The sequence below is a fragment of the Collimonas sp. NPDC087041 genome (assembly GCF_044745265.1).
GTDB lineage: Bacteria > Pseudomonadota > Gammaproteobacteria > Burkholderiales > Burkholderiaceae_D > Collimonas.
The window spans coordinates 74,364-90,898 of record NZ_JBIUZX010000005.1; the positions used below are offsets into that span (position 1 = coordinate 74,364).

At 57.2% G+C, this 16,535-nt stretch carries 15 protein-coding genes; 4 read left to right on the forward strand and 11 right to left on the reverse strand.

Annotation, left to right across the window (positions count from 1 at the left end; genetic code table 11):
* Nucleotides 1-60 precede the first annotated feature (60 nt).
* Nucleotides 61-525, reverse strand: a complete 465-nt coding sequence (locus ACIPF8_RS10930) for an NfeD family protein (protein WP_400420803.1) — start codon at nucleotides 523-525, stop codon at nucleotides 61-63.
* A gap of 174 nt (nucleotides 526-699) precedes the next feature.
* Between ACIPF8_RS10930 and ACIPF8_RS10935 the strand changes: the two genes are divergently transcribed.
* From ACIPF8_RS10935 to ACIPF8_RS10945, 3 genes are all read left to right on the forward strand, one after another.
* Nucleotides 700-2,487, forward strand: a complete 1,788-nt coding sequence (locus ACIPF8_RS10935) for a tetratricopeptide repeat protein (RefSeq protein WP_400420805.1) — start codon at nucleotides 700-702, stop codon at nucleotides 2,485-2,487.
* Between the two features lie 87 nt (nucleotides 2,488-2,574).
* Nucleotides 2,575-2,871 carry a type II toxin-antitoxin system RelE/ParE family toxin gene (locus ACIPF8_RS10940; RefSeq protein WP_400420808.1) on the forward strand — a complete coding sequence of 99 codons (297 nt, stop codon included), beginning with the start codon at nucleotides 2,575-2,577 and terminating at the stop codon, nucleotides 2,869-2,871.
* Between the two features lie 3 nt (nucleotides 2,872-2,874).
* The gene (locus ACIPF8_RS10945; RefSeq protein ID WP_400420811.1) at nucleotides 2,875-3,186 is read left to right on the forward strand and encodes an addiction module antidote protein; all 312 of its coding nucleotides are present in this window, start codon (nucleotides 2,875-2,877) and stop codon (nucleotides 3,184-3,186) included.
* 134 nt (nucleotides 3,187-3,320) lie between these two features.
* Here the strand turns inward: ACIPF8_RS10945 and ppsA are convergent, their stop codons facing one another.
* Nucleotides 3,321-5,678 (reverse strand): phosphoenolpyruvate synthase, encoded by a 2,358-nt coding sequence (gene ppsA / locus ACIPF8_RS10950; protein ID WP_400421296.1) that lies wholly within the window; start codon nucleotides 5,676-5,678, stop codon nucleotides 3,321-3,323.
* A gap of 344 nt (nucleotides 5,679-6,022) precedes the next feature.
* Here ppsA and ACIPF8_RS10955 point away from each other — a divergent pair, with 344 nt between their 5' ends.
* Nucleotides 6,023-6,871 (forward strand): pyruvate, water dikinase regulatory protein, encoded by an 849-nt coding sequence (locus tag ACIPF8_RS10955; RefSeq protein ID WP_400420814.1) that lies wholly within the window; start codon nucleotides 6,023-6,025, stop codon nucleotides 6,869-6,871.
* Nucleotides 6,872-6,986: 115 nt separating this feature from the next.
* Here the strand turns inward: ACIPF8_RS10955 and ACIPF8_RS10960 are convergent, their stop codons facing one another.
* From ACIPF8_RS10960 to rseP, 9 genes are all read right to left on the reverse strand, one after another.
* Nucleotides 6,987-7,766 (reverse strand): TrmH family RNA methyltransferase, encoded by a 780-nt coding sequence (locus ACIPF8_RS10960; protein ID WP_400420816.1) that lies wholly within the window; start codon nucleotides 7,764-7,766, stop codon nucleotides 6,987-6,989.
* 16 nt (nucleotides 7,767-7,782) lie between these two features.
* Entirely contained in the window at nucleotides 7,783-8,409 is a 627-nt protein-coding gene (gene rnhB, locus ACIPF8_RS10965) for a ribonuclease HII (RefSeq protein ID WP_400420820.1), read from the reverse strand.
* 49 nt (nucleotides 8,410-8,458) lie between these two features.
* Nucleotides 8,459-9,652, reverse strand: coding sequence for a lipid-A-disaccharide synthase (lpxB, locus tag ACIPF8_RS10970; protein ID WP_400420821.1), 1,194 nt, complete (start codon nucleotides 9,650-9,652; stop codon nucleotides 8,459-8,461).
* Between the two features lies 1 nt (nucleotide 9,653).
* Entirely contained in the window at nucleotides 9,654-10,442 is a 789-nt protein-coding gene (lpxA, locus tag ACIPF8_RS10975) for an acyl-ACP--UDP-N-acetylglucosamine O-acyltransferase (RefSeq protein ID WP_400420824.1), read from the reverse strand.
* Nucleotides 10,443-10,446: 4 nt separating this feature from the next.
* On the reverse strand, nucleotides 10,447-10,947 hold the full coding sequence (fabZ, locus tag ACIPF8_RS10980; RefSeq protein ID WP_400420827.1) for a 3-hydroxyacyl-ACP dehydratase FabZ: 501 nt from the start codon (nucleotides 10,945-10,947) through the stop codon (nucleotides 10,447-10,449).
* Complete coding sequence (gene lpxD / locus ACIPF8_RS10985) at nucleotides 10,940-11,995, reverse strand: UDP-3-O-(3-hydroxymyristoyl)glucosamine N-acyltransferase (RefSeq protein WP_400420830.1); 1,056 nt, start codon at nucleotides 11,993-11,995, stop codon at nucleotides 10,940-10,942. Before lpxD ends, fabZ begins: the two co-directional genes overlap by 8 nt.
* Nucleotides 11,996-12,112: 117 nt before the next feature.
* The gene (locus ACIPF8_RS10990; protein WP_400421298.1) at nucleotides 12,113-12,583 is read right to left on the reverse strand and encodes an OmpH family outer membrane protein; all 471 of its coding nucleotides are present in this window, start codon (nucleotides 12,581-12,583) and stop codon (nucleotides 12,113-12,115) included.
* Between the two features lie 141 nt (nucleotides 12,584-12,724).
* Nucleotides 12,725-15,103: an outer membrane protein assembly factor BamA gene (bamA, locus tag ACIPF8_RS10995; protein WP_400420833.1), complete on the reverse strand. Its 2,379-nt coding sequence runs from the start codon at nucleotides 15,101-15,103 to the stop codon at nucleotides 12,725-12,727.
* Nucleotides 15,104-15,163: 60 nt separating this feature from the next.
* On the reverse strand, nucleotides 15,164-16,531 hold the full coding sequence (gene rseP / locus ACIPF8_RS11000) for an RIP metalloprotease RseP (RefSeq protein ID WP_400420836.1): 1,368 nt from the start codon (nucleotides 16,529-16,531) through the stop codon (nucleotides 15,164-15,166).
* Nucleotides 16,532-16,535 lie beyond the last annotated feature (4 nt).

Consider the following 16,535-nt stretch of genomic DNA (forward strand, 5'->3'; position numbering starts at 1 on the left):
AATTGAAGACGGGATCAATTGCCGGACAACGGCAATTGACGGTTAACGATGGAAAACGGATTAGTGCTTCTCAGGTGCATTGCCGACGATCAGCCGGCTGCCACGCACTTCGTGAATCACATAAAGCCCAGACTGTGCAACCGCAGACGGCGTCAGTTCGACATCCCACATGGCGCCGCGATATTTGACGCGCGCCGTGTACAGGTCCGCGACGCCGGCGGTGCCGCCTTCATGCTGCCATTGGTCGACCAACAGCGACTGACCGATATCCAGGTTGACATTGGGGTCGCGCTCCGACCGTACTTTCACGCGCCGGCCGAATCTGCTGCGACGTAGAATGTACGTCGCCAACAGGGCAACGATAGCCGCAATCAGCAACTGCCATTCGATATCCAGGCCGGCCAAAGCGGCAACGCCTCCGGCTGCAAGGCCGATTGCCACCATCAGTAAATAAAAGGTCGTGCTGAACAGTTCGAGTACAACCAGCACACCCGCCGCCAACATCCACATCACCCATCCGGCCATATAGCATTCCCCGTTATAGTTGAGTGCACACAGTGTAATCCATTTGACAATGAAAGCGTAGTTATATGGCCGCTGCACGGCGTCCGATTGCTGATGCTACCTTGATGAAGTGCTATGCTCCCATCTTGCCCGGCGGACGATTGCCAGCCGTGGGCCGCTTTCAGCCAGATATCAATGAACTCAATTCCCCCTATCCAGCAAGCCTACAAGGATTTCCAGAACGGAAATGCCGATCGCGCCGAGCGCTCGCTGAAGAATATATTAAGCGCCCAGCCGGAAAATTTTGACGCCCTGCATATCCTCGGCGTGATATCCGCCGCCACCGGGAAACGCGATGAGGCGATCCGACTGTTCAAGAAAGCGATCAGACTGGCCGCGAACAATGCTTCGCTGTCCGTACCTTTGCAGTACAAACTGGCCCGGGTGCAGTTCGAATCGGGTCGTTTCGACGACGCATTACTGGCTTATGAACACATCCTCTCGACAGGCTATGTCAAGCCGGAAATCCTGTTGGCAAAGACGGTGACGCTGGTCAACCTGGATCGCTATCAAGAGGCGCTGAATTGCATGGGACAAGCACTGGCGCGCTGGCCCGATTATGCAGATGGCTGGTCGCACCAGGCCGGCATCCTGTACAAGCTCGGGGATTTTGAAGAAGCGCTGATCGACTTCGATCGGGCCATCGCATTGCAGCCGGCGACGCCGTACAACTGGTATCAAAAGGGTCTGGCGCTGGACAAACTAGAACGCTACGCAGATGCCCTCGATTGCCTCGATCGCGCCATCACGCTCGATCCGAACAATCCAGCTCACTGGCTGGACCGCGGCGTGGTCCGCCACAAACTCGGGCGTTACGCGGAAGCGCTGAGCGATCACGAAAGAGGCTTGGCGCTGACACCCGACAATGCCGAAGCCTGGGGCGATCACGGCCTGACCCTGAGCCGCATGCGACGCCACGAAGAAGCGCTCGACAGCTACGGCAAGGCGCTCAAGCTGAAGCATGACTACCCGGACGTGCTATCGAATCAATCGCTATCGCAACTGGTGCTGGGACAATTCGAGCAAGGCTGGCAAAGCTACGAATATCGCTGGAAAAAAGGCAATGCCGACACGCCGCGCCATACCGATATTCCGCTGTGGCTTGGCGCAACGCCAATCAGCGGCAAGCGCATCCTGCTGTGGTCGGAACAAGGTTTGGGCGACACCATTCATTTTTGCCGTTATGCGCCAATGGTGGCGGCGCTGGGCGCCGAGGTGGTGCTGGAAGTCGACCCGTTGCTCAAGACGATTGCCCAAACCATGGACAGCCGCATCACAGTGATCGGCATCGGCGAAGCAGTTCCGCAAGTCGATTACCAAATACCGCTGATGAGCTTGCCGCTGGTCTTCAAGACTGACTTGGCCAGCATCCCGGCCAGCCCCGCCTATCTGCGCGCCGACAAGAACAAACAGGAACACTGGAGAAGTCGCCAGGATTTTGCCAACGGCAAAATGAAGATCGGCCTGGTCTGCTCTGGAAATCCGGGAAACACCAACGATCACAGGCGCTCCATGCCCTTGCAGGATTTTGCGCCGCTGCTGCAACTGCCTGCCGATTTTTTCCTGATACAAAAGGAAGTGCGCGAACGCGACCTCGCCTTCCTGCAGCAGAATCCGAAGCTGCGGCTGCCCGCAGCCGATATCGACGGCTTTGACGACACTGCGGCAATCATCGCCAACCTCGACCTGGTGATCAGCGTCGATACCTCCATCGCCCACCTGAGCGGGGCGCTGGGTATTCCAGTCTGGATACTCTTGCCATGGGTGCCCGACTGGCGCTGGCTGCTGGATCGTGAAGATAGTCCGTGGTATCCAAGCGCCCGCTTGTTGCGCCAGGATGCGGTGGGAAATTGGCAGGGAGTGATCCAGCGGGTGGCCAAGGAATTGAATGATTTTCTAAGTCTCCCACCCAAAATCAGCTAAATATAAAGTATTTATTTGACAATATCTCTCAGCAGAACGAAAGTTGAAAATCCTTGACTTGAGTATCCAATTGGATACAATCCTCCTATGTTCGAGATTTTGCTTTCCGATCTCTTCAAACGCTGGCTTCACGATCTACGTGATGCGCAAGGAAAAGCCAGCATCCTGAGACGTATCAGAGCGATAGGTTTCGGCAATTTTGGCAGCTTTGAATCGGTTGGCGACGGCATTAGCGAACTGCGCATACATACCGGCCCGGGCTACCGCGTGTATTTCACGAGACGCGACAAGACCTTGCTCCTGCTTCTGCTGGGCGGCGACAAGTCCTCTCAGAAGAAGGACATCAAGCTCGCCAAGGAAATGCTCAAATCATTGAGGGAGTAAGACATGAAACCAGTATTTTCAGCATTCGAAGCGGCCGATTTTCTCGACAGCGACGAAGTCATCGCGGCCTATCTGACCGAAGCACTGGCGGACGACAATCCTGACGTATTCATCGCCGCACTCAGCGATGTTGCGAAAGCGCGTGGCATGTCGCAGATTGCCAAGGACGCCAGGCTGGGCCGCGAGAGTTTGTATAAAGCGCTCGCCCCCGGAGCCAAGCCGCGCTTTGAAACCATCGCCAAGCTGATCAATTCGCTCGGCGTCAGGATCGCTATCGTACCCAACGCGCATGCGGAGCCGACGAGCTTGCTTTGAAACGGGAACTCTTCCTGCCATCCATATAAAAAAATCCTCCCTGCTTGATTACAAACAGGGAGGATTTTTTGTTGCACATCCTATTGTTTATCCGGCGGCTCGCAGCACTAAACTGCCGCAAGCCACCGCAATAGTTACTGCGCCGCCGCCAGCTTCTGCCAGGTATCGATCACCGAATCAGGATTCAGCGAAATCGATTCGATGCCCTGCTTCATCAGCCATTCGGCAAAGTCCGGATGATCCGATGGGCCCTGGCCGCAAATGCCAACGTACTTGCCCTTGGCGATACAGGTTGCAATCACCTTTTCCAACAACGCCAGGATAGCCGGATCGCGCTCGTCGAAATCGGCTGCCAGCAATTCCATGCCGGAATCGCGGTCCAGGCCCAGGGTCAGCTGGGTCAGGTCGTTGGAGCCGATCGAGAAGCCATCGAAAAATTCCAGGAACTGGTCAGCCAGAATGGCGTTCGACGGCACTTCGCACATCATGATGACGCGCAAATCGTTCTCGCCACGCACCAGGCCGTTCTTGCCCAGCAAGCCGATGACTTTTTCGGCTTGGCCCAGGGTACGAACGAAAGGCACCATGATCTCGACGTTGGTCAAGCCCATGTCATTACGCACCCGCTTCATGGCCTGGCATTCCATTTCAAATGCTTCGGCAAAGTCGCTGGCCAGGTAACGGGCGGCGCCACGGAAACCCAGCATTGGATTTTCTTCATCCGGCTCGTAACGCGAACCGCCGATCAGTTTCTTGTACTCGTTCGACTTGAAGTCGGACAGGCGCACAATGACTTTCTTTGGCCAGAAAGCCGCGGCGATGGTGGCGATACCTTCAGCCAGCTTGTCGACATAGAATGCCTTCGGCGAAGCATGGCCGCGCGCTACCGACTCGACCGCCTTCTTCAGGTCGGCATCGATGTTCGGATATTCCAGGATCGCACGCGGGTGCACGCCGATGTTGTTGTTGATGATGAACTCCAGACGCGCCAGGCCGACGCCGCCGTTTGGAATCGACTGGAAGTCGAAAGCCAGCTGCGGGTTACCGACGTTCATCATGATCTTCAACGGCAACGCCGGCAATTCGCCGCGCGCTACTTCGGACACTTCGGTTTCCAGCAGGCCATCGTAAATCTTGCCTTCGTCGCCTTCGGCGCAGGAGACAGTGACCAGCGTGCCGTCCTTCAGCACATCGGTCGCGTCGCCGCAACCCACGACTGCCGGCACACCCAGTTCACGCGCGATGATCGCCGCGTGGCAGGTACGGCCGCCGCGATTGGTGACGATCGCCGAAGCGCGCTTCATCACCGGTTCCCAGTTAGGATCGGTCATGTCGGCAACCAGCACGTCGCCCGGCTGAACCCGTTCCATTTCCGACGCATCATGAATCACGCGTACCGGACCGGCGCCGATTTTCTGACCGATGGCGCGGCCATGGGTCAATACAGTGCCAACGCCCTTCAGTTTGAAACGCTGCTGCGCATCGGTGGATTTTTCCTGCGACTTCACGGTTTCCGGACGCGCTTGCAAAATGTACAACTTGCCGTCGCGGCCGTCCTTGCCCCATTCGATATCCATCGGACGCTGGTAGTGCTTCTCGATGATGGTGGCGTACTTGGCCAGCTCGACGATTTCGGTGTCGTTCAGCGAATAGCGGTTGCGCAGTTCGATCGGCACGTCGACAGTCTTGACTGAACGGCCGGCCTTGGCTTCGCCGGTGAATTCCATCTTGATCAGCTTGGAGCCGATGTTACGACGAATGATCGGCAGCTTGCCTTGTTCCAGCATTGGCTTGTGGACGTAGAATTCGTCCGGATTGACTGCGCCCTGCACCACGGTCTCACCCAAGCCGTAGCTCGACGTGATGAAGACTACATCCTTGAAACCGGATTCGGTATCCAGCGTGAACATGACGCCGGCAGCGCCGACGTCGGAACGCACCATGCGCTGCACACCCGCCGACAACGCAACTTCGGCGTGGGTAAAGCCTTTGTGCACGCGATAGGAAATCGCGCGATCGTTATACAAAGAAGCGAACACGTGTTTCATCGCTTCCAGCACGTTGTCGATGCCGACCACGTTGAGGAAGGTTTCCTGCTGACCGGCGAACGAAGCGTCCGGCAAATCTTCAGCGGTTGCGGAAGAACGCACGGCGAACGACATTTCGCTGGAGGAGTCAGCCACCAGGCGTTTGTAGAAATCGTTGATTTCCTGTTCCAGGCGCGGCTGGAACGGGGTTTCGACGATCCATTGACGGATCTCGGCGCCGGCTTGCGCCAATGCCCGTACGTCTTCGATATTCAAGGTTGCCAGGCGTTCTGCGATGCGGTCGGCCAAGGCCGGTCCACCGTCGACACTATGCGACAGAAAGTCGCGGAATGCCTGCGCAGTCGTAGCAAAGCCGCCCGGCACCCGTACTCCGGCGCCGGCCAGCTGGCTGATCATTTCACCCAGTGATGCATTTTTGCCTCCGACGGAATCGACATCCGTCATCCGCAGATTTTCAAAGGAGATGACGTAAGCCGCCCCCTGGGTAGCACCCATCTGTATTGCATTGGACATAACAACCTCTAGTTTGATGATAAGAAATCTTCACAATTGCCTTCGCCGCCCTTGGCTTTTTGTTATTCTTCGTCAGGTAGCTCGAAATAATCAGTTGGTCGTCATTTTATGCCAATTTACGTTCAAAAGGCGCACAAGGCAAAACCCGACCGCTGCCGACTATAGAGCCCAGGGTCTATTTGCCGTTATCGCAAACCACGGGCTTTCGCGGCACAATGCCGGGCCTTGGCCGCCTCCGGACCTTATTCATTTTATTTTTCTCTTTTGACAATATCATGCTAGATGCCGCCCCAGCCCCACTGCCCCCAGCCCATCGCACAGTATTCTTTGTATCTGACGGCACCGGCATCACGGCGGAAACCTTCGGCCACTCGGTGCTGACCCAATTCGAGCTGCGCTTCAAGCAAGTGCGCCTGCCGTTCATCGACACGCTCGACAAAGCCTACGAGGCCACCCGCAAGATCAATGAAGCCTTTGCCCTGGACGGCAAGCTGCCCATCGTTTTTTCGACGCTGGTGAAAGCCGACTTGTCGAAAGTGATCCAGCATGCCAAGGCGATGCACATGGATCTGATCCAGACCTTTGTCGAGCCGCTGGAAAAGGAATTGGGCGTCAAATCGACCCACACTATCGGCCGCAGCCACAATACCGCCAACACGGACGAATACAAGAACCGCATCGAAGCCATCAATTTCTCGCTGGCGCACGACGACGGCCAGTCGCACAAGAACCTGGCTGATGCCGATGTGATCCTGGTTGGTGTATCGCGCTCAGGCAAGACGCCAACCAGCCTCTACCTGGCGATGCAGTTTGGCGTCAAGGCGGCGAATTACCCGTTGATTCCGGAAGATTTTGAAAGAGACAAGCTGCCGAGCGGGCTGTTGCCGTTCAAGCAAAAGATTTTTGGTTTGACGATCGCCCCCGACCGTCTCTCGGAAATCCGTAATGAACGGCGCCCGGGCAGCAAATATGCGGCGCTGGCGAATTGCCGCTATGAGGTCAATGAGGCTGAAAAGATTATGCGGCGCGAGGGAATACGCTGGATGTCGTCGACCACCAAGTCAATCGAGGAAATCGCAGCGACGATACTGCAGGATATCAAGCCAGATATCCGGACCTTCTAAGCACTTCCGAAAGCGCGTAGGGTGGGCAAGTTGTTTGCCCACGCCTTACCGCAACAACCGCAACTACCGCACCAAGGCCAGTCAAGGCAGCGCGGACAGAAACGCCCGCCACTGTTCAGCTCTGCCGCAGCTGTTCGAAGAAACACACCGCCGCAGCCGCCGCGACATTCAGCGACTCCATCTGCCCGCGATGCGGAATCACCACTTGCTGGCTCGCCAATTGCAGCAGATCCTCGGCAACTCCCTGCCCTTCGTGCCCAAACAGCCAGGCCAGCGAACCGCTCAGATCGGCCTGGTAAATGCTTTGCGTGGCATAGGAACTGGTAGCGAGTACCGGCACCTGCGCACTGGCCATCAAGGCGGCCAGGTCAACGCCTTCAAAAATCTCCAGGATGAAATGGGCGCCCATGCCGGCTCGCAGCACCTTCGGCGACCAGGCTGAAGCCGTGCCTTCCGAACAGTAGATCTGTTTGATGCCTGCCGCCGCCGCGCTGCGCAGGATCGAACCGAGATTGCCCGGGTCCTGCAGATTGTCGAGCAGCACCGCCGATTGCGTCAGCGCGGCAGGCACGACCGCATGCGGCGTTTCAATCACGAACAACAGGCCGACGCCATGTTCGACCTGGCTCAGCGCCTGGTACTGCGAATCCGGCAAGACAATGCCCGACACCGCGCCTGCCTGGCATTGCGCGATCAGAGGAGCGGCTTCGTGATGTTCCAGCGCGCTCTGGCTGACCACGCACATTGCAGGTAAACCGACATGCTGCAGATAAGCTTCGCACAGGTGGATGCCATCCAGCAGACTGCGCCCGGCCTTGCGCCGCGCATGGGCGTTGGTGGCCAGGTACTTGAGTTCCTTGTACAGCGGATTGGCAGAGGATGTGATGTTTTTCATGCGGCTCCCGTTGCAATCATGCTGCTGCCGGCTTGACGCCTAGCAAGGCGCGCACCGGCGCGTAGGATTTACGATGCACAGGCGATACGCCATGCAGGCGCAAACGCTCCATGTGCAATGCGGTCGGATAGCCCTTGTGCTGATCGAAGGCGTAATGCGGATATTGCTCGTGCAATACCTGCAACGCTGCATCGCGTGCGGTCTTGGCCAGGATCGAGGCGGCCGAAATGGCTTGCACCTTGTCGTCGCCCTTGACGATGGCTTCGGAGCGGATGCTGAGTGTTGGGCAGCGGTTACCGTCGATCAGCGCCAGCGTCGGCAATGTCGATAAGCCTTCCACCGCGCGCCGCATCGCCAACATGGTGGCTTGCAGGATATTGAGCGAGTCGATTTCTTCTTCCGAGCACTCGGCGATCGCCCACGCCAAGGCGTTGGCCTTGATCTGCTCGGCCAGCGCTTCGCGCCGCTCGGCGGTCAGCTTTTTTGAATCGCGCACGCCGATCAACGGCCGTTGCGGATCGAGGATCACCGCCGCCGCGAATACCGGCCCTGCCAATGGACCGCGTCCGGCCTCGTCGACGCCGCAGATGATCTCACCTGCGTAGTCGTCGTAATTAAAAAGAGAAAGATTGGAATCGGACATGGTCACGGCTGCCGCAGCAAAATAAGAGGTAGAAAAAGACAGCGCCAGATCAGCCGCGCAGGATGCTGGACGAACGCTTGTTCTGTTGTTGTTCGATGATATTCAATACGGCTTGCGCACTCTCGCTGGCGGTGTCGCGCAGCAAGCTGTGATGCATGTCGGTGAAACGTTGCCGCAGCATGGCTTTGTGCGGCTCATCTTCGAGCTGCTTCCATAAAGCATCGGCCAACGCCTGTGGTGTAGCGGCGTTCTGTAACAGTTCCGGCACCAGGAATTCGCGCGCCAGGATATTCGGCAAGCCGATCCACGGCTGGTAGCTCATGTGGCGCAGGATTTCCCAGGTAGCGCGCATCATCTTGTAGGCGATCACCATCGGCTTCTTGTACAGCGCCACTTCGAGCGACGCAGTGCCCGATGCCACCAGCACTGCATCAGCAGCGGCCATCGCCGCGTGCGACTGGCCATCCAGCAACTGGATCGGTACATCCTGCAAACCGGCCTGCGTCACCAGCTCGCTGAAGAACTTGCTCTGACGCGCGCCCGCCATCGGCGCAATGAAGCGCATGCCGGGATCGCGCTGTGCCAATATCTTGGCCGCCTGCACGAAGGCAATCGTGTTGTGCTTCAATTCCCCCATGCGGCTGCCTGGCATGATCGCCACCACGCGGCTGTCAACGGGCAAGCCCAACGTACTGCGTGCTGCGGCGACATCGGGCACCATTGGAATCACCTGCGCCAGCGGATGGCCGACATAAGTGACAGGAATCCCGGCCTTGCGGTAAATCTCTTCTTCAAACGGAAAGATCACCAGCATGTGCGAAGCCGCCCGCGCGATCTTCTTGATGCGACCGCCACGCCAGGCCCAAATCGAAGGCCCGATGAAATGCACGGTAGGAATGCCGGCCTGGCGCAATTGCGCTTCCAGGCCGAAGTTGAAATCAGGGGCATCGACTCCGATGAACACATTCGGCTTATCCGCCAGCAAGCGGTCGCGCAAGGTGTTCTGGATACCCTTGAGTTCGCGGTAGTGAGCGAGCACTTCGAACAGGCCGTTGACCGACAGCTTTTCCATCGGCCAGTCGCTGACAAAGCCGTATTCCGCCATCTTGGCGCCGCCGATGCCGTACATGCGCGCATCCGGCAGGTGCGGACGCAAGCCGGACAGCAGGCGGCTCGCCAGCAAGTCGCCGGAAGCTTCGCCGGCGACCATCGCTACAGCTACCTTGGAATTGTTCTCCGCCATGTCAGCGGATGATGCCGCGCGTCGAGGATGCGATGAATTCACGCATCAGTTTCAGATATTCAGCCGAATCCGGCACTTTGGCCTCTTCTTGTGCCAGCGCCGCCAGCGCATCTTCCTGCGCCAGTCCGGAACGATAGACTGTCCGGTAGGCGCGCTTGACCGCCATGATCTGTTCGCTGCTGAAACCGCGGCGACGCAAGCCTTCGCTATTGATGCCGACTGGTTCGGCGCGATTGCCGGCTGCGGTCACGAACGGCGGCACATCCTGGCTGACGGCAGCGGTAAATGCGGTCATCGCATGGGCGCCGATGCGGCAGAACTGGTGCACGGTAGTGAAGCCGCCAAGCAGCACCCAATCACCGATATGCACGTGGCCGGCCAGCGTTGCATTGTTGGCAATGGTGGTGTTGCTACCGATCTGACAGTCATGCGCAACGTGCACATAGGCCATTACCCAGTTATCGTCGCCGATACGGGTGACGCCGCCATCCTGGACCGTGCCAAGATTGAGCGTGACGAATTCGCGGATGGTGTTGCGGTCGCCGATTTCCAGGCGCGTCGGTTCACCGGCGTATTTCTTGTCCTGCGGCGCAGCGCCGATCGAGCCGAACTGGAAAATCGTATTGTCGCGGCCGATCGTGGTATGTCCCTCGATCACTGCGTGCGGGCCGATCTTGGTGTTCGCGCCAATCGAAACATGCGGGCCAATCACCGAGTAAGCGCCGACTTCCACTGAACTATCGAGCGCCGCCTTCGGATCGATGAGGGCGGTAGGATGAATGCGCGTCATCGGTTCACGCTGCAGGCGTAGCAGCGGCTGCGGTGCCGGCGGAAGGGCTGACTGCCGAGCGCATGGTGCACATGAATTCGGCTTCAACCGCCAGTTCGCCGTCGACGCTGGCAATCGCCTTGTATTTCCAGATGCCACGTACGACGCGGACAATTTCTACGTCCAGCTTGATCTGATCGCCCGGTTCAACCGGACGGCGGAAGCGCGCATTGTCGATGCCGAGGAAGTACACCACGGTGTTTTCGTCCGGGGTACGGCCTTCCGTCAGGAACGACAGCAGCGCGGCGGTTTGCGCCAGCGCTTCGATCGTCAAGACACCCGGCATCACCGGCTTGTTGGGGAAATGGCCGTTGAAGAACTCTTCGTTGATCGTGACATTCTTGATTGCCGTGATCGACTTGCCGCTTTCCCAGTTCAATACGCGATCAACCAGCAGCAGCGGATAGCGATGCGGCAGGTATTTTTTGATCTGATTGATGTCGAGTGTGTTGGTTGCGCTATTCATTATCTTTTTCGGTAAGCTGTTTGACAGATTTTTCCAGAGCCCGGATTTTCTCACGCATTCCGTTCAGATTGCGTACCAGGGCTGCAGATTTTTCCCAATCGCCGTGCTTGGCAATTGGATAAAAGCCGGTGTACTGGCCAGGCTCGCTGATGGAGCGCAGCGCCAGCGTACCCGCTGAAACATGCACGTGGTCAACAATGGTAATGTGACCATGGATCATCGCGGCGCCGCCAATCGAGCAATATTTGCCGATCCGGGCGCTGCCGGCAATCCCGGCGCAGGCGGCAATCGCAGTATGCGCGCCAATATGGCAGTTGTGGGCGATCTGGATCTGGTTATCCATTTTCACGCCCTCCTCGATCAGCGTATCGGCCAACGCACCGCGATCGATGGTGGTATTGGCGCCGATTTCAACATCGTCGCCGATCAATACCCGGCCGGTTTGCGGAATCTTTATCCAAGTCCCGCCTTCATTAGCGAAACCGAAGCCATCGGCGCCGATCACGACGCCGGAGTGGATGATCGCCCGCGCGCCAATTTCGCACGCGGCATAAATGGTAACATTAGGATAAAGGCAACTATTTGCACCGATCTTTACACCGCGCCCAATCACGCAGCCGGCGTCGATCCTGGTCTGTTCGCCGATCACGGCGTCAGCTTCAATCACCACATTCGGACCGATATGGGCGCTAGCCGCCACTTGCGCGCTCGGATCCACCGTTGCTGCCGGATGGACGCCGGGGACGACAGGGATCGCATTGCGCGCCGCGAAAAACTGCGCGGCCTTGGCGAAATACGCATACGGGTTGGCCGCTACAATGCGCGCGCCATGGAAATCGGCGCCGACCACGGCATCATCCGCGACGGACAGGATAATCGCGGCCGCTTGCGTTTGCGCTACCTGGGGTCGAAACTTGGGATTGGAGAGAAAGGTGATCTGGGAGGCGGTTGCGTCGCTCAGTGGCGCAATGCCGGAAACTTGCGTATCCGCATCACCGATCAATTGGCCACCCAAGCTTTCGACCAATTCTTTCAGCCGAGTGCTCATCGTGGCCTTTTTAATCAGTTGAGGACGGGGTAATTCATTGGTTTGCTGCTGACGGGGCAAAGCACCTTGCCGGCAAGCCGGCCTGATACTTCGCCCGTTGTCCTGGAAACAATCAAATTACTTGTTGAGGATCTTCAGTACTTTGTCGGTGATATCGATACGCGGGCTGACGTAGACGCCGCCTTCCTGAAACACGATATCGTATTTTTCCGCTTCAGCGATCTGCTTGATAGCCTTGGTCGAACGCTCCAGCACAATCGCCAGTTCCTCGTTACGACGCTGGTTCAGGTCTTCGCGGAATTCACGTTGCTTGCGCTGGAAATCCTTATCCATATCGCTCAGCTCGCGCTGGCGACGGATACGCTCCGACTCCGAAATTACTGCCGAATCCTTGTCCAGCTTGTCGGCCTTAACCTTCAGAGCGGCTGCCAGATCCTGCAAGTCCTTGTCGCGCTTGGAAAATTCGGCTTCGATCTTGGTTTGTGCGGCCTTGGCCGGCGCCGCTTCACGCAAGATACGCTCGCTGCTGACGAAGGCGATTTTTGAACCCTCGTCGGCATGTGCCGGTGCTACCGACAATAAGCACATCGCCAGCAAACTGGCCGATGGCAACGATGTTAAAGATTTAATTAGCGATTTCAAAACAATTCTCCGCAATTCAAATGATGCACAGCTTGTGCATTATGCCACTCTTGCCAGGGTCTGCAATCATGCAGACCATCTGGCGGTTTAGAAGCCGGTACCCAACTGGAACTGGAATGCCTGAACCTTGTCGGTCGGCTTCGCGTTCAGCGGTTTACCGTAGCTAATTTTCAATGGGCCGATCGGCGATACCCAGCTCAAACCGATACCGGTAGAGTAACGCAACTCGCTCAACTGCATAGGCGCCTTATCAGCATAAACCTGACCGCTGTCGAGGAAGGTAAACCAGCGCAAGGTACGATCGCTGCCGGAGCCAGGGAACGGGAATTGCAGTTCCAGGTTACCGAACAGACGCGAGGCGCCACCCATCGAATCGCCGTATTGGTCAACGTTAGTGCCGACACCGAGGGTCGAACCTTCGAAGCCGCGGACGGTGCCGATACCACCTGCGTAGTAGTTCTTGAACACAGGGAAAGGCTTGCCGCCGATACCGCGACCGTAGTCGATTTCACCATTCAGGGCCAGTGTCACAGCATTGCTGAACATTGGCTGGAAGTACTGGTGCTGGTAGCTGGCACGATAGTACTGCAAGCTGCCGACTGCCGACACTTCCAGGCTGGCGCGCTGGTAGCGGCCTTTGGTCGGTACCAATGCGCTGTCGCGGCTATCGCGCTGCCATGCAGCGGTCAGCGGGAAACTGTTGGTGGTTGCCGACGCCGGGTTGGCCAGCCAGTTATAGCCCAAGCCGCTCGGCACCAGTACACCGTTACCGAAGTCATTCACGTATTGCTGATACAGCAACGGGCTGGAGTTATCGGCCTGCACGTTGGTGTTTTCGATACCAACACCGAAGAACACTGTATCCAGCTCCGAGAACGGTACGCCGAACTTGATATCGCTACCGATGGTCCGTACGCGGTAATCACCTGTCGTGTACGGCGATGGACGCACGGTACGCAGATAGACGTCATAGGTGCGGCTGATACCGTCGTCGGTAAAGTAAGGATTGGTCTGGGACAGCGCAATCACCCGCGAATAGCTGCTGGTGTTGATGTCGAGGCCGATGGTATTACCGCTACCGAAGGCATTCTGCTGCTGGATCGAACCGGACAGGCTCAATTTGTCAGTCTGCGAGAAGCCGGCGCCGACCTGGATGTTACCGGTTGGCTTTTCGGTGACGGACATGTTGATGTCGACCTGGTCGGAAGTGGTTGGTACTTCCGGTGTTTCGATGGCGACGTCCTTGAAGTAACCGAGGCGGTCAACGCGGTCGCGCGACAGCTTGATCTTCGAACCGTCATACCAGGAATCCTCGAACTGGCGGAATTCGCGGCGCACCACTTCATCGCGGGTCTTGGTATTGCCGGCGACGTTGATGTGACGTACATAGACGCGCTTGCCTGGGTCAACCAGGATCGTAAACGCCACTTCTTTCTTTTCGTGATCCAGTTCCGGATTGGCATTCACGTTGGCAAATGCATAGCCGAAATTGCCCAGACGTTCAGACATCTTCTTGGTGCTGTTGTTGAGCTTTTCACCGTTGAATACGTCGCCCTTCTTGAGCTCCAGCAGCGATGCCAATTCGTCGTTACGGCCGAACATCTCGCCTTCCAGCTTGATGCCGGAAACCGTGTACTTGTCGCCTTCATTGATATTGACGGTAATGTAGATGTCTTTCTTGTCCGGTGTAATCGACACCTGCGTCGATTCGACCTGCATCTCGATATAGCCGCGATTCAGGTAATACGAACGCAGCGTTTCGATATCGCCCGACAATTTCTCTTTCGAATATTGGTCGGCTTTGGTGTACCAGGTAAACCAGCCCGGCGAACGCAGCTTGATCTGGTCACGCAAGGTGCCATCGGAGAATGCCTTGTTGCCGACAAAGCGGATTTCCTTGATGCGCGACACTTCGCCTTCGTCGACGGCAAACGTGACGTTGACCCGATTACGCTCGATCGGCGTCACGGTGGTCGTCACTTTCATGCCGTACAAGCCGCGCGACAGGTATTGCTTCTTCAGTTCCTGCTCAGCGCGATCAACCTGCGCCTTATCAAAGATGCGCGACTCGCCAACGCCGATTTCCTTCAGCGCCTTGGTCAGCTGGTCCTTGTCGAATTCCTTGATGCCGGAGAAATCCACGCCTGCGATCGATGGCCGTTCTTCCACCATGACCACCAGCACATCGCCTTCAGCCTCGACCCGGACGTCCTTGTAGAAGCCAGTTGCATACAATGCCTTGATCGCCGCAGTGCCCTTTTCGTCGGTGAATGTTTCACCCACACGCACCGGCAAATAGCTGAAAACGGTACCGGCCTCGGTACGCTGGATGCCTTCGATGCGGATATCCTTGACCACGAACGGCTGCACGGCCATAGCTTGCCCTGAGCACACGGCAAAGGCGGCGGCAGCAATCAAACGACGGGGAAGAATCGACAAAGGGGAATGCTCGGAATGTAATTTCATTAGCGATCGTTTTTTATCAATGTCCTTGTCCGCCACGATTGTCAGACAAGAAAGCGGAACTTAAAATATGAGCCTGACGATGTCGTTAAACACGGCAACCATCATCAATGTCATCAGAATACCGATACCTGCGCGCTGGGCAATTGCACCAACCCGCTCAGAAATCGGCCGTCCAGTCAAAACTTCCAGCGAATAATACAGCAAATGGCCGCCATCTAGAACCGGAATGGGGAGCAAATTCATGACCCCCAAGCTGATACTGATCAAGGCAATAAAGCTCAAATAGCTGATTGCACCGATACGCGCCGTCTGGCCGGCATAGTCGGCAATCGTGATCGGACCGGTGATATTTTTCCAGGAAACCTCGCCAATCACCATCTTGCCGAGCATCCTGAGAGTCAAAATACTGCTATCCCAGGTCCTCTTGGCACCCTTGGCGAGGGCTTGCAACGGCGGGCTGCTGGCCACAATCATTTCCGGCGCCAGCGGCACCTCGACCTTGATCAGGCCGATTTGCGTGCCATTGGCATCTTGCGCCTCCGGCGTAACATTCACCGCCAGAGTATTGCCATTTCGCAAAACTGACAAATTCAGGAGTTTGCCCGGCGCAGCCCGTACCCGCTCGACAAGCGCCAGACCATCAGCAACCGGCTGGCCATCGATTGCCGTCACCAGATCGCCTTCGCGCAAGCCGGCCTTCATCGCCGGACCGTCCGGCATGACCTTGCCCAGCACGGCTTTTGGCCGGGCCAGGCCAATGCCCAGCTTGCCGAGATAATCGCCTTCCAGGTCCTTGGTGTTCAAGCTATCGACCGGCAAACTGACCGTATCGAGCAGATGACCGTCGGCAACTGCCGGATCCGGACGCTGGATATCCAGCTTGACTGGCGTCTTGTCGACCGCGCCCTGCAACACTTTCCAACGCAATTCAGACCAGATCTGGACTGGATCGCCATTCACCGCAGTAATCAGGTCACCACCACGCAAGCCAGCCTTGTAGGCTGCCGATTGCTCGGACGTCACTCGGACCTTGGTGGTCGGCTCAGGCACGCCGTAGGTGTACAGGCCAGCAAATAACAAAATGGCAAGGGCAAAATTCGCCAGCGGCCCGGCCGCCACGATCGCCATACGCTTCCAGACCGACTGGCTGGTAAATTCGCGTTTCAATTCTTGCGGCGACAAGCCACTGACATCCTGCTCGCGCGCGTCCAGCATTTTTACATAACCGCCCAGAGGCAGGATGGAAAGCGCCCATTCGGTCTGATCGGGGCCAAAGCGTCGTGAAAAAACGATTTTTCCCATGCCGACCGAAAAGCGCAGCACCTTGACGCCGCACAGTCGGGCGACCCAATAATGGCCAAGCTCGTGGATGACAACCAGGGAGCCAAGCGCAACAATAAATGCCAGGATAGTTTGCAGGAAGGCCATGAGG